Annotated in this window: 20 protein-coding genes; 8 read left to right on the top strand and 12 right to left on the bottom strand. The window is 72.7% G+C overall.

Going from position 1 to position 23,827, the window contains the following annotated elements; genetic code table 11:
- The first annotated feature begins 3 nt into the window (after positions 1-3).
- Both ACFXKZ_RS03985 and ACFXKZ_RS03980 read left to right on the top strand, forming a co-directional pair.
- Positions 4-1,020: an ABC transporter ATP-binding protein gene (locus ACFXKZ_RS03985; protein ID WP_379996090.1), complete on the top strand. Its 1,017-nt coding sequence runs from the start codon at positions 4-6 to the stop codon at positions 1,018-1,020.
- Entirely contained in the window at positions 1,017-2,210 is a 1,194-nt protein-coding gene (locus tag ACFXKZ_RS03980) for an ABC transporter permease (RefSeq protein ID WP_379996088.1), read from the top strand. The genes ACFXKZ_RS03985 and ACFXKZ_RS03980 overlap by 4 nt, the downstream gene beginning before the upstream one ends.
- A 109-nt stretch (positions 2,211-2,319) precedes the next feature.
- Here ACFXKZ_RS03980 and ACFXKZ_RS03975 read toward each other — a convergent pair whose 3' ends face one another.
- The 3 genes from ACFXKZ_RS03975 to ACFXKZ_RS03965 all read right to left on the bottom strand — a co-directional run bounded on the left by ACFXKZ_RS03975 (position 2,320) and on the right by ACFXKZ_RS03965 (position 5,697).
- Positions 2,320-3,270 carry an acyl-ACP desaturase gene (locus ACFXKZ_RS03975; protein WP_379996086.1) on the bottom strand — a complete coding sequence of 317 codons (951 nt, stop codon included), beginning with the start codon at positions 3,268-3,270 and terminating at the stop codon, positions 2,320-2,322.
- 238 nt (positions 3,271-3,508) lie between these two features.
- Positions 3,509-5,035 carry a sensor histidine kinase gene (locus ACFXKZ_RS03970; RefSeq protein WP_379996084.1) on the bottom strand — a complete coding sequence of 509 codons (1,527 nt, stop codon included), beginning with the start codon at positions 5,033-5,035 and terminating at the stop codon, positions 3,509-3,511.
- 8 nt (positions 5,036-5,043) lie between these two features.
- Positions 5,044-5,697 carry a response regulator transcription factor gene (locus tag ACFXKZ_RS03965; RefSeq protein ID WP_078974953.1) on the bottom strand — a complete coding sequence of 218 codons (654 nt, stop codon included), beginning with the start codon at positions 5,695-5,697 and terminating at the stop codon, positions 5,044-5,046.
- A gap of 397 nt (positions 5,698-6,094) precedes the next feature.
- Between ACFXKZ_RS03965 and ACFXKZ_RS03960 the strand changes: the two genes are divergently transcribed.
- Entirely contained in the window at positions 6,095-6,268 is a 174-nt protein-coding gene (locus tag ACFXKZ_RS03960) for a hypothetical protein (RefSeq protein ID WP_020555845.1), read from the top strand.
- 154 nt (positions 6,269-6,422) lie between these two features.
- Here ACFXKZ_RS03960 and ACFXKZ_RS03955 read toward each other — a convergent pair whose 3' ends face one another.
- Together ACFXKZ_RS03955 and ACFXKZ_RS03950 are read right to left on the bottom strand one after the other, a co-directional pair.
- Positions 6,423-7,214: an inositol monophosphatase family protein gene (locus ACFXKZ_RS03955; protein WP_379996082.1), complete on the bottom strand. Its 792-nt coding sequence runs from the start codon at positions 7,212-7,214 to the stop codon at positions 6,423-6,425.
- Positions 7,211-8,386 carry a ferrochelatase gene (locus ACFXKZ_RS03950; RefSeq protein ID WP_379996080.1) on the bottom strand — a complete coding sequence of 392 codons (1,176 nt, stop codon included), beginning with the start codon at positions 8,384-8,386 and terminating at the stop codon, positions 7,211-7,213. The genes ACFXKZ_RS03955 and ACFXKZ_RS03950 overlap by 4 nt, the downstream gene beginning before the upstream one ends.
- 159 nt (positions 8,387-8,545) lie before the next feature.
- Here ACFXKZ_RS03950 and ACFXKZ_RS03945 point away from each other — a divergent pair, with 159 nt between their 5' ends.
- Positions 8,546-9,880, top strand: a complete 1,335-nt coding sequence (locus tag ACFXKZ_RS03945; RefSeq protein WP_379997290.1) for a D-arabinono-1,4-lactone oxidase — start codon at positions 8,546-8,548, stop codon at positions 9,878-9,880.
- A 20-nt stretch (positions 9,881-9,900) separates the two neighbouring features.
- Here the strand turns inward: ACFXKZ_RS03945 and ACFXKZ_RS03940 are convergent, their stop codons facing one another.
- Positions 9,901-10,833, bottom strand: coding sequence for a hypothetical protein (locus ACFXKZ_RS03940; protein WP_379996078.1), 933 nt, complete (start codon positions 10,831-10,833; stop codon positions 9,901-9,903).
- Positions 10,834-11,254: 421 nt separating this feature from the next.
- Between ACFXKZ_RS03940 and sepH the strand changes: the two genes are divergently transcribed.
- A complete protein-coding gene (sepH, locus tag ACFXKZ_RS03935; RefSeq protein WP_379996076.1) occupies positions 11,255-12,385 on the top strand; it encodes a septation protein SepH in 1,131 nt (376 codons plus the stop codon).
- Between the two features lie 94 nt (positions 12,386-12,479).
- Here sepH and ACFXKZ_RS03930 read toward each other — a convergent pair whose 3' ends face one another.
- Positions 12,480-13,322 (bottom strand): sulfurtransferase, encoded by an 843-nt coding sequence (locus tag ACFXKZ_RS03930; protein WP_379996074.1) that lies wholly within the window; start codon positions 13,320-13,322, stop codon positions 12,480-12,482.
- Between the two features lie 110 nt (positions 13,323-13,432).
- Between ACFXKZ_RS03930 and ACFXKZ_RS03925 the strand changes: the two genes are divergently transcribed.
- Positions 13,433-14,212 (top strand): VOC family protein, encoded by a 780-nt coding sequence (locus tag ACFXKZ_RS03925; protein ID WP_379996072.1) that lies wholly within the window; start codon positions 13,433-13,435, stop codon positions 14,210-14,212.
- Between the two features lie 436 nt (positions 14,213-14,648).
- Here ACFXKZ_RS03925 and ACFXKZ_RS03920 read toward each other — a convergent pair whose 3' ends face one another.
- The 3 genes from ACFXKZ_RS03920 to ACFXKZ_RS03910 form a co-directional block, all read right to left on the bottom strand.
- On the bottom strand, positions 14,649-15,815 hold the full coding sequence (locus ACFXKZ_RS03920) for an alkaline phosphatase family protein (RefSeq protein ID WP_379996070.1): 1,167 nt from the start codon (positions 15,813-15,815) through the stop codon (positions 14,649-14,651).
- Positions 15,812-16,399 (bottom strand): DUF5998 family protein, encoded by a 588-nt coding sequence (locus ACFXKZ_RS03915; protein WP_161365428.1) that lies wholly within the window; start codon positions 16,397-16,399, stop codon positions 15,812-15,814. The genes ACFXKZ_RS03920 and ACFXKZ_RS03915 overlap by 4 nt, the downstream gene beginning before the upstream one ends.
- 559 nt (positions 16,400-16,958) lie before the next feature.
- Positions 16,959-19,691: a GNAT family N-acetyltransferase gene (locus ACFXKZ_RS03910; protein ID WP_379996068.1), complete on the bottom strand. Its 2,733-nt coding sequence runs from the start codon at positions 19,689-19,691 to the stop codon at positions 16,959-16,961.
- A 123-nt stretch (positions 19,692-19,814) separates the two neighbouring features.
- Between ACFXKZ_RS03910 and ACFXKZ_RS03905 the strand changes: the two genes are divergently transcribed.
- Together ACFXKZ_RS03905 and ACFXKZ_RS03900 are read left to right on the top strand one after the other, a co-directional pair.
- Entirely contained in the window at positions 19,815-20,153 is a 339-nt protein-coding gene (locus ACFXKZ_RS03905) for a VOC family protein (protein WP_379996066.1), read from the top strand.
- Positions 20,154-20,183: 30 nt separating this feature from the next.
- Positions 20,184-21,194: a pseudouridine-5'-phosphate glycosidase gene (locus tag ACFXKZ_RS03900; protein ID WP_379996064.1), complete on the top strand. Its 1,011-nt coding sequence runs from the start codon at positions 20,184-20,186 to the stop codon at positions 21,192-21,194.
- A 47-nt stretch (positions 21,195-21,241) separates the two neighbouring features.
- Here the strand turns inward: ACFXKZ_RS03900 and pdxA are convergent, their stop codons facing one another.
- Both pdxA and ACFXKZ_RS03890 read right to left on the bottom strand, forming a co-directional pair.
- Positions 21,242-22,333 (bottom strand): 4-hydroxythreonine-4-phosphate dehydrogenase PdxA, encoded by a 1,092-nt coding sequence (pdxA, locus tag ACFXKZ_RS03895; protein WP_379996062.1) that lies wholly within the window; start codon positions 22,331-22,333, stop codon positions 21,242-21,244.
- A complete protein-coding gene (locus ACFXKZ_RS03890; RefSeq protein WP_379996059.1) occupies positions 22,317-23,618 on the bottom strand; it encodes a four-carbon acid sugar kinase family protein in 1,302 nt (433 codons plus the stop codon). Before ACFXKZ_RS03890 ends, pdxA begins: the two co-directional genes overlap by 17 nt.
- Positions 23,619-23,827: the final 209 nt, after the last annotated feature.

Genomic DNA, 23,827 nt, shown 5'->3' with positions numbered 1-23,827 from the left:
TACGTGCTCGAGTTGGCCGGCCTGGACAAACGGTTCGGCGCGAAGGTCGTCCTCGACGACCTCTCGTTGACCGTACAGCCAGGCCAGATGTTCGGATTCGTCGGCACCAACGGGGCGGGCAAGACCACGACCATGCGCATCGCGCTGGGCGTGTTGGCGGCCGATCGGGGCGAGATCCGCTGGCGGGGTGCCCCGGTGGACCGGAAGGTGCGACGACGCTGGGGATACATGCCGGAGGAACGCGGCCTGTATCCGAAGATGCGCATCCGGGACCAGCTGGTCTACTTGGCCGAGCTGCACGGGATGTCGCGGACCGAGGCGCAGACGTCGGCCGCGCACTGGTTGACCCGGCTGCGGGTGACCGGCGCTCCCGGGGACCGCCTGGAGACCCTGTCGCTGGGCAATCAGCAGCGTGTGCAGCTGGCCGCCGCGCTGGTGCACGAGCCGGAGCTGCTGGTCCTGGACGAGCCGTTCTCCGGCCTGGACCCGGTCGGTGTGGACGTGATGGCAGGTGTGTTGCGCGAGCGCACCGCGGCGGGGGCCTCGGTGGTCTTCTCCAGCCATCAGCTCGAACTCGTCGAGTCGCTCTGCGACGCGGTCGGGATCATCAACGGCGGGCGCATGCACGCCTCGGGCACGGTGGCCGAATTGCGCGGCGACGATCGCGCGGTGCGCTATCGGGTGCGCGTGGTGGGGGCGCCCGCGGGCTGGGCGGAGGCGCTGCCCGGCGTGCGGGTGCTCGGCCCGGCCGCTGAGGACGCGGTGTTGGTCGAACTGCTCCCGGGGACGAGCGAGCAGACGCTGCTGAACGCGGCCCGGGCGGCGGGCCGGGTGCTCGCCTTCGCGCCCGCCGCCCCTTCCCTTGCGGAACTCTTCCGCGAGGTGGTCAACGGCGAGGGCGCCGACCCGGGGGCAGGCGCCCCGGAAGCAGGCGACCCGCCGGTCTCGAACCCGGAGGAGACAGGCGGCACCGCGGGCTCGAACCCGGCGGTCGGCGAGGAATCGGAGGTCGGCGCGTGAGCACCGGTGGCAGCACGTTTTGGTCCGCCGTGCGTCTGGTCGCGCGCCGCGAGTTCACCGAGCGCATCCGGGACCGGGGTTTCCAGATCTCGGTGGGCGTCATGCTGGTGATCCTGCTCGCCTCGGTGACCGTCCCGGCCATGCTCGGCGGCGGCTCGGACAAGTACGACGTGGCCTTCCTCGGTCCGCAGAGCACGCAGCTGGCGCAGACCGCCGAGCGCCAGGCGGCGCTGCTCGACGTGGACGTGCGCGTGGGTACGGTGGCCGACCGCGCGGCGGCGGAGAAGGCGCTGGCCGACGGCAAGCTGGACGCGGTCGTGGACGACGGCCGGATCCTGGTGGACTCCAAGCTGTCCGACCCGCTGGCGGCCGTGCTGCAGAGCGCCTGGGCCACTGTGGAGCGCGATCTGCGGCTGAGCGCGCGCGGCATCGACCCCGGCGCGGTGAACCAGGCGTCGGCGATCCAGCCGATGCCCAAGACCACGCTGGATCCCGACGCCGACCAGCGCGACGCGCGCAAGGGCATCGCCTTCGTCGGCACCCTGGTGCTCTACGGCATGTTGATGCTCTTCTGCATGTGGGTGGCCACCGGCGTGGTGGAGGAGAAGTCGAGCCGGATCGTGGAGATCCTGCTGGCCACCGTGCCCGCTCGGGCGCTGCTGACCGGCAAGGTCCTCGGGATCGGCCTGCTCGGGCTGCTGCAGATGCTGGTGACCGCGGTGGTCGGGCTGGCCGCGGCGACCGCGCTCGGCACCGTCGAGTTGACCGCGGCGATGATCTATCCGGTGGCGCTGGTGCTGCTGTGGTTCGTGGTGGGCTACGCGCTCTACGCGTGCATGTTCGCCGCGGCGGCGGCACGGGTGTCCCGCCAGGAGGATCTGCAGAACGTGATCACGCCGATGACCTCGCTGCTGATCGGCTCGTTCCTGGCCGCCGTCTTCCTCGGGCAAAAGGGCGGCACGATCGCCCACGTGCTCGCCTACGTCCCGCCGTTCTCGGCGATGCTCCAGCCGGTGCTGACCGCCGCCGACGGGGTGTCGGTGGTGGAGAACCTGGTCGCCTTCGCGATCGCGCTGGTGGCACTGGTGGCGCTGGTGCGGCTCGCGGCCCGGATGTACGAGGGCGCGGTGTTGCGGATGGGCGGCAAGGTCGGCTTCAGGGAGTCCCTCGGCGCGGCCCGCAAGGGCTGACCCGGGCACCGCGCGCGACGGCGGGCAGGGGTCGACCCGGGCACCGCGTACGACGGGCCCGCCGCCTCCGACCGGGAGGCGGCGGGCCCGTCGCGCGTCGTGGTGCCGGTCAGGCGCGGTTGGCTGCCTTGCGGGCCTCCAGGGCCAGTCGGCGCTCCTCGAAGCGGGTCGCCTGGGTGTTCAGGCCGTCCAGGAACACCGCGAGCTCCTCGCGGGACTTCTCGCCCTCGGGGCCCAGGTCGGTGCGCTCCATCACCTTGAGGTTGCGCAGCACCGGCAGGAGCACGTCGTTCTGGTGGATCGGCAGGTTGTACACGCCACCCACGGCGAGCTTGACCGCCGCGCGCTCGAAGCCGCCGATGCCGTGTCCGGGCATCCGGAAGTCGGTGACCATGTCGGTCACCGCGCGCATCGCCTGGTCCGGCGCGATCTCGAAGGCGGCCCTGAGCAGGTTCCGGTAGAAGACCATGTGCAGGTTCTCGTCGGTCGCCACCTTCGCGAGCAGCTGCTCGGCGATCGGGTCGCCGCAGGTGCGGCCCGAGTTGCGGTGCGAGACCCGGGTGGCCAGCTCCTGGAAGGTCACGTAGGCGATCACGTGCAGCGGATTGTCCATGTGGTCGCCCTGGTAGCCGGCCTCCATGTGTTCCATCCGCGAACGCTCCAGCGCGACCGGGTCCACCGCCCGGGCGGCCATCAGGTAGTCGCGGATCGCGATGCCGTGCCGGCCCTCCTCGGCCGTCCACCGGTGCACCCACGTGCCCCACGCGCCGTCGCGGCCGAACATCGCCGCGATCTCGTAGTGGTAGCTGGGCAGGTTGTCCTCGGTCAGCAGGTTCAGCGTCAGCGCTATCCGGCCGACGTCGGTGAGCCCCGACTCCTCCGGGGTCCACGCCTCGCCGCCGAGTACGCCGTCGAAGTCGCGACCCGCGCTCCACGGCACGTACTCGTGCGGGAACCACTCCTTGGCCGCGGCGAGATGGCGGTCGAGCTCGACGGCGACGACCTGCTCCAACTCACGAAGCAGGTGCGGGCCGGTCGGTGCGGCGGCGAGAAGATTCATCGGCACTCCAGTGCATAGGCAGACGGCGTCGTACAGCGGCAGACAGGGAGGACGACGCTGTGCATCGCCCGCACGACGCGTCCCTACGTTCCCGTAACTTACGACAGCGTAGGTTGGTTCCACCCTCAGACGGAAATGTGATCCCCGACTCTCGTACATGCGTACGAATACGGGCGCTCGCGGCGGCCCTCGACAGCGGGCCGCCGCCGGCCGGAAACAGTCGGTGACCAGAGGGCGATCAGCCGATCGGGAAACCGATCCGCATCATCAGGCCGCCCTCTTCCCGGGGCTCGACCTCGATCCAGCCGCCGTGCGCGCGCACGATCGAACGCACGATGGACAACCCCAGGCCCACGCCCTTGTCGCTGGCGATCCGTTCGGTCCGCAGCCGCCGGAACGGCTCGAACATGTTGTCCACCTCGTAGGCAGGCACCACCGGCCCGGTGTTGGTCACGGTCAGCACCGCGACACCCGCGCCCGACTCGGTGGAGATGTCGACGGTGCCGCCGGCCCGGTTGTAGCGCACCGCGTTTTGGATCAGGTTCATCGCGACCCGCTCCAACAACACCCCGTTGCCCTGGAGCACGGCCGGACCCAGCTCGTCGTGCAGGGTCACCTCGCGCTCGGCCGCCTCGGCGCCGGTCTGGTCCACCGCGCGGCGGGCCACCTCGGCCAGGTCCACCGGCTTGCGCTCGGTCAGCTCGTTGTCGCTGCGGGCCAGCAGCAGCAGGCCCTCGATCAGTCCCTCGCTGCGCTCGTTGGTGGCCAGCAGGGTCTTGCCGAGCTGTTTGAGCTCGACCGACGCCTCCGGGTCGCCGAGCGCGACCTCCAGGAGGGTGCGGTTGATCGCCAGCGGCGTGCGCAACTCGTGCGAGGCGTTGGCGACGAACTTGCGCTGCGACTCCAGCGAGCGGTCCAGCCGGTCGAGCATGTCGTCGAAGGTGTCGGCCAGCTCCTTGAACTCGTCGTCGGGCCCCTCCAGGTCGATGCGCCGGTGCAGGTTGGATCCGGCCACCTCGCGGGCGATGGAGGTGATCCGCCCCAGCGGGCGCAACACCCGACCCGCCATCACGTAGCCGAAGCCGAAGGCGATCACCGAGAGCAGCAGCAGCGCGAGCAGCGACTGCTGCAGGAGCGAGTTCAGCGCCGCGTCGCGCTGGTGGATCTGCTGGAGGCTCTGCCACTGGTCGAACTGGTCGGGCGTCATCGGCACACCGTTGATGGTCATCAAGGTGTTCGGGGCCAGGGTCAGATTCAGCCGGCCCTCGTTCAGGCTCTGCCGCACCAGCAGGTAGACGGTGGCGAGCAGGAGCACCCCGGCGATCACGAACATGCCGCCGTAGAGCGCGGTCAGGCGCATCTTGATGGTGGACCGCAGCAGGTCCGGAAGCTGTGAGGGGGCCATCCGCGACAGCCGCGACATCTCCGCCGCGTCGTCGGCGTCGCGGCCCAGGATCAGCCGCCGACCGCCGGCGGTCGGGCGCTGCGGGTCGCGGCCCGCCTCGCGCGCGGGCTCCCGGTTCGGTTTGGTGGGTGGCGCGCTCGGCGGCGCGCTGGGGCGCGGCGGCTGGGGCGGCCGGCCCGGGCGCGGCGGCGGTCCGGAGCGCGGCGAGGCGGCGGACCCCGCCGAGGCGGGCGCGGGCGCGGTCGAGGCGCCCGGGGCCGGTGCCGCGGTCGACCCCGACGTCGGGGCGGGGGGTGTCGCCGCGGCCGGGGTCGCGGCGGGGCCGGCTTCCGCCGGGACGGCCCGAGAGCTGTCGTTCATGGCGGTCCTCAAATGCGGTATCCGGCGCCGGGCACCGTCAGGATGACGGGCGGCTCGCCGAGCTTGCGGCGCAGTGTCATCACCGTGACGCGGACGACGTTGGTGAAGGGGTCGGTGTTCTCGTCCCAGGCCTTCTCGAGCAGTTGCTCGGCCGAGACCACCGCGCCGTCGGCGCGCATCAGCACGTCGAGGACGGCGAACTCCTTGGGCGACAGGTGCACCGGCACCCCCTCGCGCAACACCTCGCGCCGGTTCGGGTCGAGCCGGATGCCGGCCCGCTCCAGGACCGGCGGCAGCGGGGAGACGGCCCGCCGGCCGAGCGCGCGCACCCGGGCGATCAGCTCGCTGAACGCGAACGGCTTGGGCAGGTAGTCGTCGGCGCCCAACTCCAGACCCTCGACCCGGTCGCTGACGTCGCCGGCGGCGGTCAGCATCAGCACCCGCATCGGGATGCCGGTGTCCACGACCGCCCGGCACACGTCGTCGCCGTGCACGATCGGCAGGTCCCGGTCGAGCACCACCACGTCGTAGTCGTTGACGGCGATCCGCTCCAGGGCAGCCTCCCCGTCGTATACGACATCGACGGCCATGGCCTCTCGGCGCAACCCGGTAGCGACCGCGTCCGCCAGAAGCTGCTCGTCCTCGACTACGAGAACCCGCACCGGCTGTGCCTCCTGCTCGAAAGACTCGAAAGCTTCACGGGACGCGAAGGAATCGAGGATGAAGACGGGGATGGAGATGAGGTGGATCCGTTGTCCATCTTCCCTCGCGGCCCGGTAAAGCCCCGGTAAGCCGGCGCCGGACCCGATCCGGCCCGGGGCGGGCGCGGCCGGCCCCGGCGTACATGTCCGGTTGCCGACGTTACGGGACCCCCCGAAGGAGGGAAGGATTCCGGTACGCCCCGGAAAGTCCGACACCGGATCGTTGGCTCGCACAAGTCCCCTGGTCAGACCCCTGGATCGAGGGGCCGCAAAGGCCCCGCTTCGGTGGTTTCCCCGGCGTTGCACGGGGGGTAGGACAACCGAAACCGGCGACGACGAGTGACATTGGGGCGGCCTTATGGACGAATTCACGGCCGGCGTACTGCGGCGCATACGTGAGACCGAACAGGCGTTGAAGCAGGCATGCGACACCGGTGACGATTTCCTCGTCGAGGTCGAGCAGTCCGAGTTGGACGATCTTCTGCGGATGGCGTCGGAGCACGGCGTGCGGGTGCTGCCCGAGAGCGCCTGAGCCACACCGGCCACACATCACCGCGGTACAGCAGCAGACACACCCGTTCTTGTTTCCCCCGGCGAGGTCCCCAGCGGACGCCGGGGGTTCGGCTGTCCGGCCGAGACCCGTGAGGCCCGGATCACCTCGATCCGGGCCTCACGCATGAGCGGATCTACGCGTGCAGAGCAACCAGGGCGTCCTGTAGCTCCGCGCGCAGTCCGGCGGGGGCGGCCAGGCACATCGTCGAGCCGTCCGCCTCGGGCCACAGGTCGACAAACACCTCGGCGCCGGCCTCGCGGGCGATCAGCGCGCCGGCCGCGACGTCCCACGGGTTCAGGCCGCGTTCGTAGTAGGCGTCGACCCGGCCCGCCGCCACCGAGCACAGGTCGATCGCGGCCGAGCCCGCCCGGCGCAGGTCGCGCACCCGCGGGAGCAGCGCGGCGATCGCCGCGGCCTGTCGGGTGCGCCGCTCGACGGTGTAGCCGAATCCGGTCGCCACCAGCGCCCGGGCCGCCGGGACCGCGGGCCGGCAGTGGATCGGCTTGCCGTTGCGGAAGGCGCCGCCGTCGCGCACGGCGTGGAAGGTCTCGCCGACCACCGGGACCTCGACCACGCCCAGGAGCGTGCCCTCGGCGGTCTCGGCGGCGATCGACACGCACCAGCCGGGCAGGTCGTACAGGTAGTTGACGGTGCCGTCGATCGGGTCGATCACCCACCGCACCCCGCTGCTGCCCTCGCTCGCGTCGCCCTCCTCGCCGAGGAAGCCGTCGTGCGGTCGATGCGCCCGGATGCGTTCGATGATCAGCTTCTCCGCGGCCGTGTCCATCTCGGTGACCACGTCGGTGGGGCTGCTCTTGGTCGCCGCGACGCCGAGGTCGGCGGGGCGCTCGTGCAGCAGGAAGCCTCCGGTGTGGCGCGCCGCGTCGCGGGCGATGGCCAGGAGTTCCGCGGTGTCGATCGTCATGGGTCCATCCTGCCGGAGCGCTCGCCCAGGAGCGCCGCCCCGCGCGGCGCCCGCCCGGGCGCCTGCGGGTCGGCGGCCGACGCCGCGGGGCGCGGACGCAGGGTCCGGGGGTCGGGACAGCAGCCGACGGGGCACACGTCGTGCGCGGCGCCCAGCACGCCCAGCGCGCACCGCGCGGGCGCCTCGCCGCGCACCGTCGCGGCCCGCTCGAGCACAAGTTCGCGCACCGCGGCGGCGAACCTGGGGTCGGCGCCGGTGGTCGCGGCCCGGGCCAGCGGCAGGCCGATCCGGGCGGCCGTGGCGGCGGCCTCGACGTCGAGGTCGTAGACCACCTCCATGTGGTCGGACAGGAATCCGATCGGCACCAGCACGACGGCGGGCACCCCGGCCGCGCCCAGTTCGACGAGATGGTCGTTGACATCCGGCTCCAGCCAAGGGACCTGCGGGGGGCCGCTGCGGCTGGAGTACACCAGGTCCCAGTCGTGTTCGCGGCCGACCGCGCGCGCGACGCCGTCGGCGACCAGGCGCGCGGTCTCCCGGTGCTGGGTGACGTAGGCGTTGCCGGCCGGGCCCGCGGTGCGTGCGGTGGCCGTGGGGATCGAGTGGGTGACCATGACCAGACGGGCGCCGGCCCGGACCTGCTCGGGCAGCCGCGCCAACGCCTCCGCCGTGTGGTCCACCAGCGGCTCGACGAAGCCCGGGTGGTTGAAGAAGTGCCGCAGCTTGTCGAACACCGGGGCCCGCTCGCCGACTTCGGCGCGGGCCGCGAGCAGGTTCTCGTGGTACTGCGCGCAGCCCGAGTAGGAGCCGTAGGCGCTGGTCACCAGGACCGCGGCGCGTTCGATCCCGTCGTCGGCCATCCGGCGCACGGTGTCCGCCAGGTAGGGGCGCCAGTTGCGGTTGCCCCAGTAGACGGGCAGCCGCACCCCGTGGGCGGCGAGGTCGGCCTCCACCGCCGCGATCAGCGCCCGGTTCTGCGCGTTGATCGGACTGGCGCCGCCGAAGTGCGCGTAGTGGCCGGCCGCCTCCTCGAGGCGTTCGCGGGGGACTCCGCGTCCCGCGGTCACGTTCTCCAGGAACGGCAGTACCTCGTCGGGGGCGTCCGGGCCGCCGAAGGAGAGCACCAGGAGCGCGTCGAACGGCTCGGGGTCGGGGGCCTGTGTCGCGTACATGCCTGTGATCCTCGCATCGTGCGCCGCCCCCGCCCACATCACACCCCGGGCTGCGGGGGTGTGGCGCGGGTGAGTTGCCGCCCATCCTCCGGCGACCCCTTCCCGGTCCGTTGACCGGCGGGTAATGTCCGGCAGATCCCGCGTCCGACCCCAGGAGGAATCCCGTTGAGCAGCGCCGGCCCCGCCGTCTCCAAGACGCCCCCCGCCTGGCGGAACTGGACCGGGAACCAGTCCGCGCGACCGCACTCGGTGCTCACCCCGGGATCGGCGGAGGAGATCTCGGCCGCGGTCCGCCGCGCCGCCGCGCAGGGGCTCTCGGTCAAGGCCGTCGGCGCCGGTCACTCGTTCACCTCGATCGCGGTGACCGACGGCGTGCAGATCCGCCCGGAAGGGCTGACCGAGGTGCACGCGCTCGACCGCGCGGCCGGCACCATCACGGTCGGCTCCGGGATGCGGCTGAGCGACTTCAACACGCTGCTCACCGGGTACGGCCTCGCACTGACCAACATGGGCGACATCGCGGTGCAGAGCCTGGCCGGCGCCACCTCCACCGGCACCCACGGCACGGGTCGGGCGTCCGGCTCGCTGGCGGCGCAGATCCGCGGCATGGAGATCGTGCTGGCCGACGGCGAGATCACCACGTGCTCGCCGACCGAGAACGCCGAGTTGTTCGCGGGTGCGCGGGTCGGTCTGGGTGCGCTGGGCATCGTGACCGCGCTGACCTTCGACGTCGAGCCGAGCTTCCTGTTGGAGGCGCGCGAGGAGCCGATGCGGTTCGACGCGGTGCTCGCCGACTTCGACGAGCTGTGCGCGGACAACGAGCACTTCGAGTTCTATTGGTTCCCGCACACCGACAACTGCAACGTGAAGCGCAACAACCGGATCGAGGGGCCGGCGAAGCCGCTGTCGAAGGCGCGTTTCCTGCTCGACGACGAGTTGTTGTCCAACGGGGTGTTCTCGCTCGCGTGTCGGGTCGGCCGCGCCGCGCCGCGCACGGTGCCCACCATCGCCCGGCTCTCCAGCCGCGCGTTGTCGGCGCGCACCTACTCGGACACCTCGCACAAGGTGTTCACCAGTCCGCGCCGGGTGCGCTTCATCGAGATGGAGTACGCGCTGCCGCGCGCGGCGGCGACCGAGGCGCTGACCGAAGTGCGCGCGTTCGTGGACGCCGCCGGTCTGCCGATCGGCTTCCCGGTCGAGGTGCGCGTGGCCCCGGCGGACGATCTGTGGATGTCCACCGCGTACGGGCGCGAGACCGCCTACATCGCGGTGCACCTGTACAAGGGGACGCCGCACGAGCGGTACTTCACCGAGGTGGAGAAGATCATGGTGGCCCACGGCGGGCGCCCGCACTGGGGCAAGATGCACACCCGCGACGCGGATTACCTGGCCGACCTCTATCCGAGGTTCGCCGACTTCACGGCGCTGCGGAACCGGGTGGACCCGGAGCGCCGCTTCGGCAACGACTATCTGCGTCGGGTGCTGGGCGACTGAGACACCGGGGCGCCGGTCGGTCAGCGGGTGCCCGCGCCCGACCCCGCGTTCGCGTTCGTGCCGCCCCGGCCACCCGCCTCGTTCCCGGCCGCCGCGCCGCCGCCGGCGTCCGTGTCGCCGCCGGCCGAGCCGCCCGCCGGGGGTGTGGTCGGGGACGCGGGCGTGGTCGGCGGCGTGGAGCCGGTCGGGTTCGACGAGGCGCTGCCGCTGGGTCGGGTGGTCGGGGTGGTCGAGGGGACCGAGGTCGCGCCCCCGCCGCCGTTCGGGGTCGACGTGGCCTTGTCGCCGGTGTCCGGGGCGTGGCTCGACGTCGATCCGGTCGATCCGGTCGGGCCGGGGGTGGCCCCGCCGGGCGACTTCGGGGTCTCGTTTCGGGTGCGCTTGTCGTCGACGATGCGCGAGATGGTCGAGCCGTCGTCGCCGTGCCCGAACAGGCTCGCGAAGGAACGACCGATCGCGGTCTCGGCGAGGGTAACCACGCCCATCGCCACCACGAACACCACCACCGCGCCGACCAGCGAACGCGCCAGCCAGACCCGCCGCTCGCCGGTCGGGGCGGGCTCCGCCCCGGGGGCGGTCCCGGCCTCGCCCGGGGTCCGGGTGTACTCGCCGACCGGCAGCACCATCGTCTCGTCGGTCGCCCGCCCCGGATCGGCCACGCCCGTCGGCCGGTCGGGGATCGCGGTCGGCTCGGTGGCCGGCCCGCTCTCGGGCGGCGGGGTCAGCGTCGCGCGCACGTCGCGCAGTTGTTCGCCGGTGCGCCGGAACAGGTGGACGTAGACCGCGCTTCCGACGGTGGCGACCACGCTCGCGAGCGCCGCGCCGATCACCGTCCCGGCGACGCCGAGGGTGGAGAGCAGGAACGCCGAGGAGATGGCCGCCAGGGCACTGCCCACGACCTGTACCCCATTGACATCGATCCGGCGACGTTCACGCTCGGTCCTTTCCGGCATCACTTTCCTTGCACGTTCGTTCACAACCGGCGGCTAATCATGAAAAACACGACTTCACCCTGGTTACGACTGAACGGCCCAGCGACATCGTTCCAATCGGCCCAATCTTGTGATCGACATCACCCCGGACGGCCGAAAACGACTCGTCCGAACGGGACGCGCCGATGCGGCGCGGTGTGTCCCGGTAGAGCCCCCGAATGGAGTACTGTTCACGCCAGGTTCCGGAAAGGCCTGTGCGCGAAGGGGGAGGCGACCGACCGCAGGGGTCAGGGTGGGGCACCGCCCCGGTATCTACCCGAAATGGTGTAACCAAGGCAATTCGGCCAGTCAGGTAATAAATCCGACACGCCGGACAACTCGGTCAGGTTGTGGTCATGCCGAGGCTGGGCAGGTCACACTCGTAGCGGGAGCAACGACGCAGGTGACGTCGGCAGGCACCACCCGGGAGGTCCCCATGCCCGAACTGCGTGTCGTGGCCGTCAGCAACGACGGCACACGGTTGGTGCTGAAGGCTGCCGACGGCACTGAGTACATGTTGCCCATCGACGAGCGGCTCCGCGCCGCCGTCCGGGGCGACCGCGCCAGACTCGGTCAGATCGAGATCGAGGTCGAGAGCCAGCTGCGTCCGCGTGACATCCAGGCCCGGATAAGGGCCGGCGCCACCGCGGAGGAGGTCGCACAGCTCGCCGGCATCCCCGTGGACCGCGTACGGCGGTTCGAGGGTCCGGTGCTCGCCGAGCGTGCCTTCATGGCCGAGCGTGCCCGCAAGACCCCGATCCGCCGGCAGGGCGAGACCACTGGTCCGCTGCTCGGCGAGATCGTCACCGAGCGACTGCACCTGCGCGGCGCCGACTCCGAGTCGGTGCAGTGGGATTCGTGGCGCCGCGACGACGGCAGCTGGGAGATCCTGCTGCTGTACCGCGCCGACGGCGAGATGCGCTCGGCGAGTTGGAGCTTCGACCCGCCCCGCCGCCTGGTCACCACCAACGACGACGAGGCGCGTTCGCTGATCGGCGAGCACCCGGCGGCGTCCGAGACCCCGTTCCCGTTTCGCCCGCGCCTGGCCACCATCCCGCGCGAGAGCGACGACGACGCGATCACCAGCCTGCTCGACGCCGTACCCGGACTGCGCGGCGAGCCGGCCGCACAGGAGCGGCAGGCCTCCCCCGGACCGATGCGGATCGACGTCACCGCGCTGGCCGAGCGCCCGCGCGTGGGCAGCATCGAGCGTACGGAGCGGCCCGAGCGCCCGGAGCGGATCGAACGTGTCGAGCGGCCCGAGCGGATCGAACGCGCGGAGCGGGCGGAACGCCCCGAGCGCGCCGAGCCGATCGAGGAAGAGGAGACCCAGGCCCCCGCCGCGGCAGCGGGCGCGGGCAGCGCCTACGAGAACGTGCTGGTGCCGCGCGGTGTGGTCGGCCCGCACCGCGAGCGGCTGGTCGGCAGCACCGACCGGCAGGCCGAGGCCGACGGGGTGCGCCCCGGCCGCCGGGCGACCGTGCCCAGTTGGGACGAGATCGTCTTCGGCAGCAGGCGCAAACGGCGCGAATAACCACGAACGACGGGAAAAGACGACGGTAAAGGAGCCGAGGTCTTCCTCGGCTCCTTTACCGTGTCCCGACCCCGGCGGCGCCGACCGCTCGCGGCTACTCGCCCGTGGCCACCGGGCGTTCCGGGTCGGAGATCCAGTCGCTCCACGAACCGGCGTACAGCGCGGCGGGTACGCCGATCAGGTGCAGCGCCAGCACCTCGTGCGCGGCGGTCGCGCCGGAGCCGCAGTAGGCGGCCACCCGCGCGCCGGGAACCACGCCCTTGCTCGCGAAGTATTCCGCCAGCTCGGCGGGTTCGCGGAACCGGCCGTCGGCGTGGGTGTAGTCGGTCGCGGGCGCGCTGACCGCGCCGGGGATGTGGCCGGCCTTGGCGTCGATCGGCTCGGTCTCGCCGCGGAAACGTTCCCCGGCGCGCGCGTCGAGCAGCACGCCGCCACCCGCCACGAACGCCGCGGTCTGGTCCGCGTCGAGCCGGGTCGTACCGCCGGGGCGCGGTACGAAGGTGCCCGGCTCGGCGGGTGCCGGCACCACGTCGGTGACCGGCAGGTTCGCCGCCGTCCAGGCGCCGAGGCCGCCGTCGAGCACGCGCACCCGGTCGTGACCGAAGTGGCGCAACAACCACCACGCGCGTGCCGCGGCGACGCTCTGCCCCGCGTCGTAGACGACCACGTCGGTCTCCGGGCCGATCCCGTACCGCCGCATGGCCGCGCCGAACGCGGCCGGTTCGGGCACCGGATGCCGGCCGCCGGCGCCGGTCGGGGTGTGCGGTCCCGACAACTCCTTCGCGAGGTCGACGAAGTGCGCGCCGGGCACGTGTGCGACCCGATAGGCGTCGATGCCGGGCGGGCCACCCAGTTGCCAGGAGACGTCGAGCACGATCGGGGGCGACGAACCGTCCAGGGCGGCGGCCAGGTCGGCCGCGCTGATCAGGGAACTCATGACGGCATCCTGCCTCGTGTGACGGCTCGGCGACGAGCACTTGCGGCACGCGGCCGGCAGCATCGATGTCGTATCGTCCCCGATTGTCACCTTCTGCCGAGGAGGCAGCGATGAGTGTGTGGACCTCGCGATATCCCACCGGCGTGCCGTGTTGGGTGGACCTGGCCGTGCCCGATGTCGCGGCCGGACTGGCGTTCTATCGCGGACTGTTCGGCTGGGACGACGAGATCGAGCCGGCCCCGCCGGGCAGTTACACGACCTGCACCCTCGGCGGGCGGCCCGTCGCCGGCCTGCTCGACCGACCGCCCGGGCAGCCGGGGCCGATCGCCTGGACCACCCACCTCGCGGCGGACGACATCGACGCGGTGGCCCGCGCGATCCTCGCCGCCGGCGGCGAGGTGACGGTGCCGCCGACGGACGTGCGCACGCTCGGCCGCACGGCGGTGGCCGCCGACCCGACGGGCGGGGTGTTCGCCGTCTGGCAGGCGCGCGAACACATCGGCGCGGGGGTGGTGGACGAGCCCGGCGCGGTGGTGTGGAACGAGTTGTACACACCGGACAGCGACCGGGCGAAGCGGTTCTACGCGGACGTGTTCGGCGTCACCTTCCAGGACATGTCCGACGCCGACTTCGACTACGCCACCTTCCACGTCGACGGTGTGCCGCGCGGCGGGCTCGCGGGGGTGCGCAACGGGCCGCCGCCGCACTGGGCCGTCTACTTCGCGGTGCGCGACGCGGACGAGAGCGTCGCACGGGTCGACGACCTGGGCGGCACCGTGCTGCGCGGGCCGGAGGAGTCCCCGTACGGCCGGGTGGCCGCCATACGGGATCCGCAGGGCGCGCTGTTCAACGTGATCGCGGTAGCCTCGAATCCGAATGGTCCGGAATAGTCGACTGCTCCCGATCCGCCGCCCGGTCGGGCCGAACCGGGCCGCCACTCCGACCGGAAACCGCTCCCCCCTTGAACCAAACGGGTGACGTAGAGTCGAGCTTGACGGGCTTCCGACCGGAGCGGGGTCCGGGATCGGCGGGACCCGTGCGCCTACGTACACACGGGCCGCGTCGCCCGCGACCTTCCCCGACCGGGAGACGCACCATCGTTTCGACCATCGAGGGGGTCCATTTCCATGGGCAAGCTGTTCAAGATCGTCCTGCTGCTCGCCGCCGCCGCGGGTGTCGCGCTCGTTGTGCAGAAGAAGCGCAACCAGGCCTGAACCGACGGCGATTCGGCACAAAGGGGCGACCCCCACCGGGGGCCGCCCCTTTTGCCTATGGAAAAGCCGCGCTCGCCGACGAGCCGCGCCCGCCGAATCCGGCGCGCGGGCGTTAACTCCGTACTTCGAGCAGCGGGATCAGTTGTTCGGCCGCGGTCATCGAGCCGTGCACGCCGGTGAGTCGGGACTCGCCGGGCTCGCGCCGGGAGGCGACCACCGCGACGTCGCCGAAGGCCGCCGCGACGATGTCGCCGATGCGCTCGCGGACCCGGTCCTCGACCTTGGGCCCGAACCAGCCCGACTCGATCGCCTCGTCGCGGGTGACCACCCACATCCGGTCGCCCAGCATGTCGTCCCAGATCGCGTACACGTCCCGGGTCGCGCCGGGTCGGGTGTAGACGTGCCGGGCGCGCGCCTCGCCGCCGAGCAGGGCCACTCCGGCGGACAGGCCGGGGTCGGCGTCCACGTCGACCCGCTGCTCGGCGGCGACGTCGACCATGCCGTGGTCGGCCGTGACGTACAACACCGAGTCGGCGGGCATCCCCTCGGCCATCGCCCGCACCACCCCGTCGATCCGGCGCAACTCCGCGCGCCACTCGGGCGAGTCGACGCCCATGCCGTGCCCGACGCGGTCCAGCTCACTCGCGTACGTGTAGATCAGGACCGGGCCCGGCTGCGCCAACTGCCGGTGTACCGCCTCGATCCTGGGGGCACCGAACTCGGCGCCGAAGTAGCGCCCGCCGGCGAGCGCCGCCCTGGTCAGCGGCGTGTGCTCGAACATGGTGTCGTTGACCTGCGCGACGGTGATCCCGGCCGCCGCGGCGCGTTCGAGGACGCTCGGATACGGCTGCCACGCCCGGGGTTCGATGTCGCCGACCCAGCGCAGCTGGTTCATCAGCCGGTTCTCCCCGGGCACCGCCACCGCGTAGCCGACCAGGCCGTGCACACCGGGGGTGAGCCCGGTGCCGAACGACGCGAGGCTGGTCGCGGTGGTCGCCGGGAAGCCCGCAGTGAGCGGTGTGCCGCTGCCGGCGAACGAGCCGGCCAGGAGCGAGTGCAGATACGGCGCCTCGACGGGATGCGCCCGCAACAACTCCCACCCCAGGCCGTCGATCAGGAACACGCACGCGGCGCGCGCGGGCGCGAGGCCGAGGATGTTCCGCTCCCCCGGCATGCCGAGGGAGGCGGCTATGGAGGGCAGCAGGTCGCACAGCGCCCCGGCCCCGTAGCGGGGCAGCGGGACCGGGGGTTGCTCGTCGAGCCAGACGGAGGTGCTCACTGGTTGATGCCGGCCACGGCCTCGGACAGCGCGCGGGCGAAGGTGAGCGTACGCTCCACCGCCTCGGGGCCGTCGGCGGCCTCGCTCACCCGCAGCGACAGGTCGTCGGCGGTCAACGAGCCGGTGTAGCCGTGGTCGACCTCACAGTTCGGGTCGGCGCACCCGGCCGGTTCGAGGTCGATGCGGCCGACCGCGCCCCAGCCGATGGTGAGCACGGCTTCGCGCGGCGGGGCCCCCGGAACATATTCGGCGGGGTTGCCCACGACCCGACTGACCACGACCGACTCGAGTCGGTCGATCCGCACGGTCTCGGTGGAGGTGGTCGCGTAGGGCGTGGGCGACGTGTCGTCGGGTGCGTGTTCGTCGGTGTGGCTGACCAGGAATCGGCCTGGCGTGAGCACCAGAACGGTGATGTGGCGGCGGACCTCATTGGAATCGAACGTGGTCTCCTGGTGCACCAGGAAAGCGTCGACCGGCTCGGTGCCGATCGTGGACTCGACCGCGTCGGCAACGAGGCTCGGGTAGTAACCGCTGCGCTCGATGGCCGTGCGCAGCCCCTGGGTCGAGGTGGTGGTCTTAGCCATACCCCCCATCCTGGCACCTCCGAGGGCACCCGTGCGCCATCCACCTCGTCCGAAGATCGGGTCGGATACCGGCCGTTGCCGAATGGTGACGGTTTGTCGACGTAATGACAGGACCGAACGGGTGAGGTGGATGCGCACCGTTGGGGCGCCCTCTACGGATCGCCACCGTGCGCCTTTCGTGCGCCCTCCCGTTCGACGGTTCGGCGGGGTTGACTGATCTCTCGAGAGACCCGGCCGGGGCAACAGGGACGCGCCGTGCAGACGGTGGCACCGGCGGATCTCTCGCGACACTCGTGCCCCCGGGCGGGGGGACGAGTGACACCGCCTCATCGCCGGGGACACTCGGGGAAACGACCGGCGCGGGGCGGCTCGGTCCGGACAGCGTGAACGGCATGAAATGCGCAGCCATGTGGAGGGTAGGCGCGGAGGGGCATGCCGCGGAGCGGATCCGGCCCGGAGCCGCCGCCGTACGTAGGTGCCACAGCTCGGGGTGGCATGTGAGTACGGCGGCGGTTCCACATTTCCGGGCAACCACGGGACGTCCGGGCGACCTCGGGCGCTACGGCCGCGACAATGCCCTCGGGCCCAGGTCGGTGCGCGCCGGTGGGCGGGACAGCCGGATTCGCGCACCCAGCACGTGTGCGCCCTCGGGCGCCACCACCACCGGGTTCAGCTCGACGGACGTCACCTGCGGCAGGTCGTCGGCGAGCCGGGACAGGCGCAGGAGCACGTCCTCCAGCGCGGGTACGTCCACCGGTCGGGCGCCGCGATACCCGAACAACATCGGCGCCGCCCGTACCTCGCGGACCAGATCCGCCACGTCCTGGTCGGTGGCCGGCACCAGGCGGTGGGCCACGTCGCCCAAAAGCTCGCTCGCCGGTCCGGCCAGGCCGAAGGACAACACCGCGCCGAACGACTCGTCGTAGGTGAGCCCGAGCACCGTCGCGATCCCGTGCGGCGCCATCGACTGCACCACGAGCCGGGCCTGGTCCGGGCCGCCGAGGCGGGTGGTCAACTCGCGGAACACCCGACGCAGTCCGGCCTCGGCGCCGATGTCCAGGCGCACGCCGTCCACGTCGACCCGGTGGCGCAGGTGTTCGGCGATGGTCTTGAGCGCGACCGGATAGCCCAGTTCGGCCGCCGCGCGCACCGCCGCGTCCTCGCTGTCCACCCGCACCGCCGGGCGCAGCCGAATGCCGTAGCAGTCCAGGAGTTCGGCGGCGTCGGCCGGCGACAGGCCGACCGCGTCCGCGCCGCCGAGCCGGGCCCGGACCAGCGCGCGGGCCTGGTCGGTGCGTACCTCGGCGTGTTCGGGCACCCGGCCCGTGGGCCGCCGGCGCCACGCGGCGTAGCGCACCACCTCGGCCAGCGCGCGCACCGCGTTCTCCGGGGCCGGGTAGGAGGGCACCGAGCCGAACGCGGGCACGCCGTCGGCGTCCAGCCGGCGCAGCTGTGTGGGCAGCCCCTCGTGTGCGAGGTAGGTGGTCAGCAGCGGTTTGCCGATCTCCGCCGCCTGCCCGGCCATCTCCGCGATGGCGCTCGCGACCTCGTCGCCGGAGGTGGTCAGCGGCGGGATGAACACGGTGATCACCGCGTCGGTCTCGGCGTCGGCCAGCGCGTCGGCGAGCGCCGCGCGGAAGTCGTCGGCGGTGGCGCCGGTGGTCAGGTCGACCGGGCGCAGCGGGCGCAGGCCCGCGCTCGCGCAGGCGTCCTGGGTGAGCAGGCCGAGCGAGTCGGAGTTGCCGATGATCGCGATCCGGTCGCCGGCGGGCAGGGGTTGGTAGGCGAGCAGTTGGCCGACGTCGAACAGTTCGGCGACGGTGGGCACGCGGATCACGCCGGCCTGGCGAAAGAGCGCGTCGACGGCCGCGTCGGGCAGGGTCAGCGCGCGGGTGACGTGGCCGAGCGGGATGCCCTGGCTGTGCCGTCCGGACTTGACCGCGACCACGGGTTTGGTGCGCGAGATCCGGCGGGCGAGGCGGGTGAACTTGCGCGGGTTGCCGATCGATTCGAGGTGCAGCAGCACCACGTCGGTGGCCGGGTCGTCCTCCCAGTACTGGAGCAGGTCGTTGCCGGAGACGTCGGCGCGGTTGCCGGCGGACACGAAGGTGGAAAGGCCGATCCCGCGACCGACGGTGGATTCGAGGATCGCGATCCCGAGTGCGCCGGACTGGGCGAACATGCCCACCCGGCCGCGGCGCGGCATCCGCGGCGACAGGCTCGCGTTGACCCGCAGATCGGGGTCGGTGTTCAGCACCCCGAGGCAGTTGGGGCCGATCACCCGCATGCCGCGCCGGCGGGCGGCGCGGACCAGGCGGCGCTGGCGCTCGCGTCCCTCGGGTCCGGTCTCGGCGAAGCCGGAGGACACCACGACCAGGCCGTGCACGCCCTTGCGGCCGCATTCGTCGACCACCCGGCGTACCGCGTCGGCCGGGACGGCGACCAGCGCGAGGTCCACGTCGCCGGGGATGTCGGACACCGACGCGTAGGTCGGCACGCCGTCGATCGGCTCGCCGCCCGCCTTCGGGTTGACCGCGTAGATCTCGCCGGTGAACTCGCCCGCGCGCAGGTTGGTCAACAGCGTGTGGCCGACCGTGCCCTCGCGCCGGCCGGCGCCGATCACGGCGACCGATCGGGGGGTCAGCAGGCGGGCGATCGAGCGTGCCTCGGCCCGGTGTTCGCGCCCGAGCATCACGCCGAGCGAGGTCTCGGTGGGGGCGAGTTCGAGGTTGAGTCGAACCACGCCGTCCTCGAACGCGGACTGCTGGGTGTAGCCGGCTTCGGTGAACACGGTGACCATGCGCCGGTTCGAGGGCAGTACGTCGGCCACGAAGCGTCGGATGCCGCGTTCGCGGGCGACCGCGGCGATGTGTTCGAGCAGGACCGATCCGACGCCGCGGCCCTGCTGGTCGTCCTGGACCAGGAAGGCGACCTCGGCGGTGGACGAGCGGCCCTGCGGACCGGTGCGCACCGAGCGGCCGTCGGGGCCGATCCGGTCGTAGCGCACGATCGCCACCATCTCGTCGTCGACGAACAACCCCAGGCCCACCCGGTCGACCCAGTCGTGCGTGGTGAAGCGCCGCACGTCGCGGTCGGACAGGCGGGGGTAGGGGGTGAAGAAGCGCAGGTATTTCGACTCGGCGGACACGCGCGCGTAGAAGTCGACGAGGCGACCGGCGTCGTCCGGGCCGACGGGGCGCACGTGGGCGGTCGCGCCGTCGCGCAGCACGACGTCGGCCTCCCAGTGCTCGGGGGGCTTCGGCGGCGGACCTGCGGTGTCGGTGGGCTCCACGTTTGCGAGGCTAACCCCTGTGTCGTGCCACCGGCGGATTCGAGGCGCCCCGACTCGGTTGGTGTCCGGCACGCCTGATAGACCATCAGATACCGTTCCCGGTCTCACTCCAGGAGGCAACCCATGTCCGCCAAGGGCCTGTCCGCCGCTTTCCCCGTCGCCGACATGGCCGCAGCGGTGCGGTTCATGACCGCCGTGCTCGGGGCCGAACCGACCTTCGTCGACGGGGAGCGCTGGGCGCAGTTCGACGTGGCCGGCGGCCGGCTGGCGCTGGCGGGTACCGACCGCGAGGGCGACGCGGCCTCGGTGATGGTCAAGGTCGCCGACCTGGAGGCGGCGCTCGCGCCGCTGCGCGAGGGCGGGTTCACGGTGGGCGAGCCGGTCGAGGGGCCGCACGAGGTGCGGGTCCGGGTGAGCGGCCCGGATGGCTGGGCGGCCGTGCTGTACCAGCCCCGGCGCTGACCCCGCGTCGGGGTGGAACGGTGAATTGCCATGATCATCGGAGTATCGGAGCGTCGGGGCGAGGCCGAACCGGCACGTCCCGGCGCGTATGCCACCCCGCTGCCGCTCGCGCCCGGTAGCGTCCTTCCGGTGAACGGCTTGCGGATTCTGCCGGAGGTCGCCGACGCGCTGGCCGCGGGCCGGCCGGTGGTCGCGCTGGAGAGCACGATCATCGCGCACGGGCTGCCGCGGCCGGAGAATCTGCGGATCGCGCGGGAGATCGAGGGGCGGGTCCGGGCCGCGGGCGCGGTGCCGGCGACGATCGCGATCGTGCACGGGCGCCCGTCGATCGGCCTGGACGCCGAGACGCTCGAATTCGTGGCCGGCTCCCGGGAGGTGCTCAAGGCCGGGATCCGGGACCTGGCGCCGGTCACCGCGCGGGGCGGGCACGCCGCGACCACCGTGGGGGCGACCGCGCATCTGGCGCATCAGGCCGGGATCCGGGTCTTCGCCACCGGCGGCCTGGGCGGGGTGCATCGCCAGGCCCGGGACAGTTGGGACGAGTCGGCCGACCTGATCGCGCTGACCGGGTGCGGGCTGACCGTGGTGTGTTCGGGGGTCAAGTCGATCCTGGACGTGGGCGCGACGCTGGAGCGGTTGGAATCGCTCAACGTCACGGTCCTCGGCTTCGGTACGCACGCCTTCCCCGGGTTCTATCTGGCCGACTCCGGCCATCGCCTGGAGTGGCGGGTGGACACCGCCGACGAGGTGGCGGACGTGGTGCGCGCGCACGAGGCGCTGGGGTTGGGTCGTACCGCCGTGGTGGTGGCCAATCCGGTGCCCCGGGGCGATCAGATGGATCCGGACCTGCACGATCGGGTGCTGGAGCGGGCGCTGGCCGCGCTGGCGGACAGCGGGGTGCGCGGCAAGGCGGTCACCCCGTTCCTGCTGGAGTTCTTCCATCGGGAGACCCGCGGGGCGAGCCTGGCCGCGAACATCGCGCTGATCCTGGGCAACGCCGACCTGGCCGCGCGGATCGCGAGGGCGTTGACCATCACCTGACCGCGCCCGGGGTCGATCGTCACCGGACGGCGTGCCGGGTACGTTCGTCACCCGGCCGGGTCGACCACCCGGGGCCAGGTCGCCCGCAGGCGCGGCACCGCGGGCGCGAACCGCGCGGCCGTGCGCACCGCCTCGCGCATCGACGCGTATTCGGCGACGCCGGTGCCCGCGATGTCGAACGCGGTGCCGTGGTCCACCGAGGTGCGCAGGATCGGCAGCCCGACGGTGACCGAGACGGTGCCGTCGAAGTCGAAGGTCTTGGCCGCGATGTGGCCCTGGTCGTGGAAGTGCGACAACACCCCCGCCCAGCGCCCGCGCAGCCCCTGGTGGAAGACCGAGTCGGCGGGGATGGGGCCGACCACGGCCAGGCCGCGGTCCCGGGCCCGGGCCACGGCGGGCGCCAGTACCTCGATCTCCTCGTCGCCGAACGCGCCGCCCTCGCCGCCGTGCGGATTGACCGCCGCCACCGCGAGCACGGGGTCCGGCTCGTCGCCGAACACCCGCAGTGCCTGGTGCGCGGCCGTGATCGCCGCGTCCACCCGCTCGGGGGTGAGCAGGTCGAGTGCGGTGCGCAGCGAGGCGTGCCGGGTGGTGAAGAAGATCTTCAGGCCGCCGACCACGAACATCGTGTCGGAGTGGGCGGCGCCGGTGAGTTCGCCGAGCAGTTCGGTGTGGCCCAACTGCCCGGCGCCCGCCGCCCAGATCGACTCCTTGTTGATCGGGGCGGTCGCGATCGCGTCGACCGCGCCGGTCTCGGCGGCCCGGACCGCGAGCCGGATCGCGGCGAGCGCGGCGGCGCCGGCGGGTGCGCCGACCCGGCCCCACGGCATCGTGTCGGCGATCTCCGCGTCGGTCACGGTGGCGGTGTCCAGGATGTCGACCACCCCGGACTCCGGCCGCGTCCCGATCCCGGCCGTGTCGATCGAGCGCACCTTCATCTCCAGGCCGCAGGCCCGGGCACCGCGCCGCAGCGCCGCCGCGTCGCCGACCGCGACACACCGGGCGATGCGCGGCAGCCCCGAGTCGGCCAGGGTGCGGGCGACGATCTCCGGGCCGATCCCGGCCGGATCGCCGAGGGTGAGCGCCACCACGGGCGGCGGGTCGCCGGCGTGGTCCATCGGGTTACCGGCGTGATCCATCGTCTCTCTCCCCGGTCGTGATCGGCATCGGCGAGGTCGTCGCCGTGACGGTGGAACTCATCCGAAGGTGCAGCGCGCACGCCACCGCCGCGTCCGCGTCGCCGACCAGACCGCCCTTGGCCGCGAACGGCAACCCGTCGTGCGCTCCGCCGACCAGGCGGCCGGCCACCACCAGGGGCTGGACCTCGGTCTCCACCGCCAGCCCGTCGGCGCCGAGCGCCGTGCACACCGCCCCCGCGATGTCCCCGCCGGTGGCGTACACGCCCGCGAACGGCGCGGTGGCCAGCGCGCGTTTGACCGCCTCGCCGAGCAGCACCGGCAGGCGGGCGGCGATCACCGGGTCGACCCGATCGGGTATGCGGGTGCGGATCCCGGCCAGCGCGGCGCCGGTGCGGGCCAGCGCGACCAGGTCGGCGGCGAGCCGGATCGGGTCCGGCGCGTCGCCCACGTCCAGCCAGCGCGCGTCCAGGCAGCGCTGGGTCTGCGCGATCTGCTCCCGGCTGAGCCGGCTCAGGCTGCCGGCCACGCCGAGCACCGGGCGGCCGGTGGGCACCGTGCCCAGCGCGCCGGCCAGGGCCGCGCCGAACGGTCCGGGGTCGACCGGCAACCAGCGCAGATCCCCCTCCAGCGCGAGGGCCGCGGCGGCCAGCGCGAGGGTCTCCACGTCGGCGTCGGTGATCGCGTCGCAGACCAGCATCCGCGCGCCCGGATCGCCCAGGGCACGGGCCAGCGCCGGCCGATCGCCGCGCACCACGTCGAGCGGGATGTGCGCGACGGTGTGCCCGCTCGTGGCGAACGTACCGAGCACGCAGGAGGACCTGACCGGGTGGAACGGGTCGCGGGCCGCCTCGCTGTCCGCGATCGGCACGCCGTGTACGCGGTGCACGCCGCCCTCGGTGGTCCGACCGGCCTCGGGATGGGCCGGCACCACCAGCGCCCGCACCGGCGGCCCCGGGCGGGCGTCCAGCACGTGCAGCAAAGCGGCGGTCTCCGCGCCCGGGTTGCCGCGCAGCGTGCTGTCCACCCGCTTGGCCACCAGCGGGGTGTCCGGGAACACCGAGGCGCCCGCGACGACCCGGCGCGCGGCCTGGACACCGGGCAGGTGCCGGGTGGCCAGGTCGAGCACGAGCACGTCGGGGGCGCTGACACACGTGCGCGGCGGCCCGCCGGTGACGAGCGTGCGCATCCCGCGCCGGGCGAAGCGCACCGCGGTGGCGTTGGCGCCGGTGAGGTCGTCGGCCAGGACGAGCACGCGTGGGCCGGATCGCGCCGTACTCTCTGTCAATTACGGTCCCGAATGTCAGATCAAGATCATCTTTGTGCGCTTCGTTCCGTGTCCCCGGGGAGTCTGGCCGCCCCGCGCCGGACGGTCAACGCGTATGGCCCGGTCTCGGTCGTTGACCGCTCGAACGGGTGATGCGAGGGTGCGTTTCTGCACGGGCGACGCCGTGTTGCGGTACAGCGAGACCACACGACAGACGGAGGAATTCGGCG

This window comes from Embleya sp. NPDC059237 (genome assembly GCF_042754105.1).
Classification (GTDB): Bacteria; Actinomycetota; Actinomycetes; order Streptomycetales; family Streptomycetaceae; genus Embleya.
Note: the sequence above shows the minus strand (reverse complement) of the source record. Positions and strands in the feature narration are given on the sequence as shown.

What these genes read in the sequence shown, in the direction of transcription:
- ACFXKZ_RS03955 (WP_379996082.1), bottom strand. Translation starts at nt 7,214, where the DNA reads ATGACGATCGACACCGCGGAACTCCTGGCCATCGCCCGCGACGCGGCG.
- ACFXKZ_RS03900 (WP_379996064.1), top strand. Translation starts at nt 20,184, where the DNA reads ATGATCATCGGAGTATCGGAGCGTCGGGGCGAGGCCGAACCGGCACGT.
- ACFXKZ_RS03905 (WP_379996066.1), top strand. Translation starts at nt 19,815, where the DNA reads ATGTCCGCCAAGGGCCTGTCCGCCGCTTTCCCCGTCGCCGACATGGCC.
- ACFXKZ_RS03960 (WP_020555845.1), top strand. Translation starts at nt 6,095, where the DNA reads ATGGACGAATTCACGGCCGGCGTACTGCGGCGCATACGTGAGACCGAA.
- ACFXKZ_RS03950 (WP_379996080.1), bottom strand. Translation starts at nt 8,386, where the DNA reads ATGTACGCGACACAGGCCCCCGACCCCGAGCCGTTCGACGCGCTCCTG.
- ACFXKZ_RS03925 (WP_379996072.1), top strand. Translation starts at nt 13,433, where the DNA reads ATGAGTGTGTGGACCTCGCGATATCCCACCGGCGTGCCGTGTTGGGTG.
- ACFXKZ_RS03970 (WP_379996084.1), bottom strand. Translation starts at nt 5,035, where the DNA reads ATGAACGACAGCTCTCGGGCCGTCCCGGCGGAAGCCGGCCCCGCCGCG.
- ACFXKZ_RS03915 (WP_161365428.1), bottom strand. Translation starts at nt 16,399, where the DNA reads ATGGCTAAGACCACCACCTCGACCCAGGGGCTGCGCACGGCCATCGAG.
- pdxA (WP_379996062.1), bottom strand. Translation starts at nt 22,333, where the DNA reads ATGGATCACGCCGGTAACCCGATGGACCACGCCGGCGACCCGCCGCCC.
- ACFXKZ_RS03975 (WP_379996086.1), bottom strand. Translation starts at nt 3,270, where the DNA reads ATGAATCTTCTCGCCGCCGCACCGACCGGCCCGCACCTGCTTCGTGAG.
- ACFXKZ_RS03940 (WP_379996078.1), bottom strand. Translation starts at nt 10,833, where the DNA reads ATGCCGGAAAGGACCGAGCGTGAACGTCGCCGGATCGATGTCAATGGG.
- ACFXKZ_RS03930 (WP_379996074.1), bottom strand. Translation starts at nt 13,322, where the DNA reads ATGAGTTCCCTGATCAGCGCGGCCGACCTGGCCGCCGCCCTGGACGGT.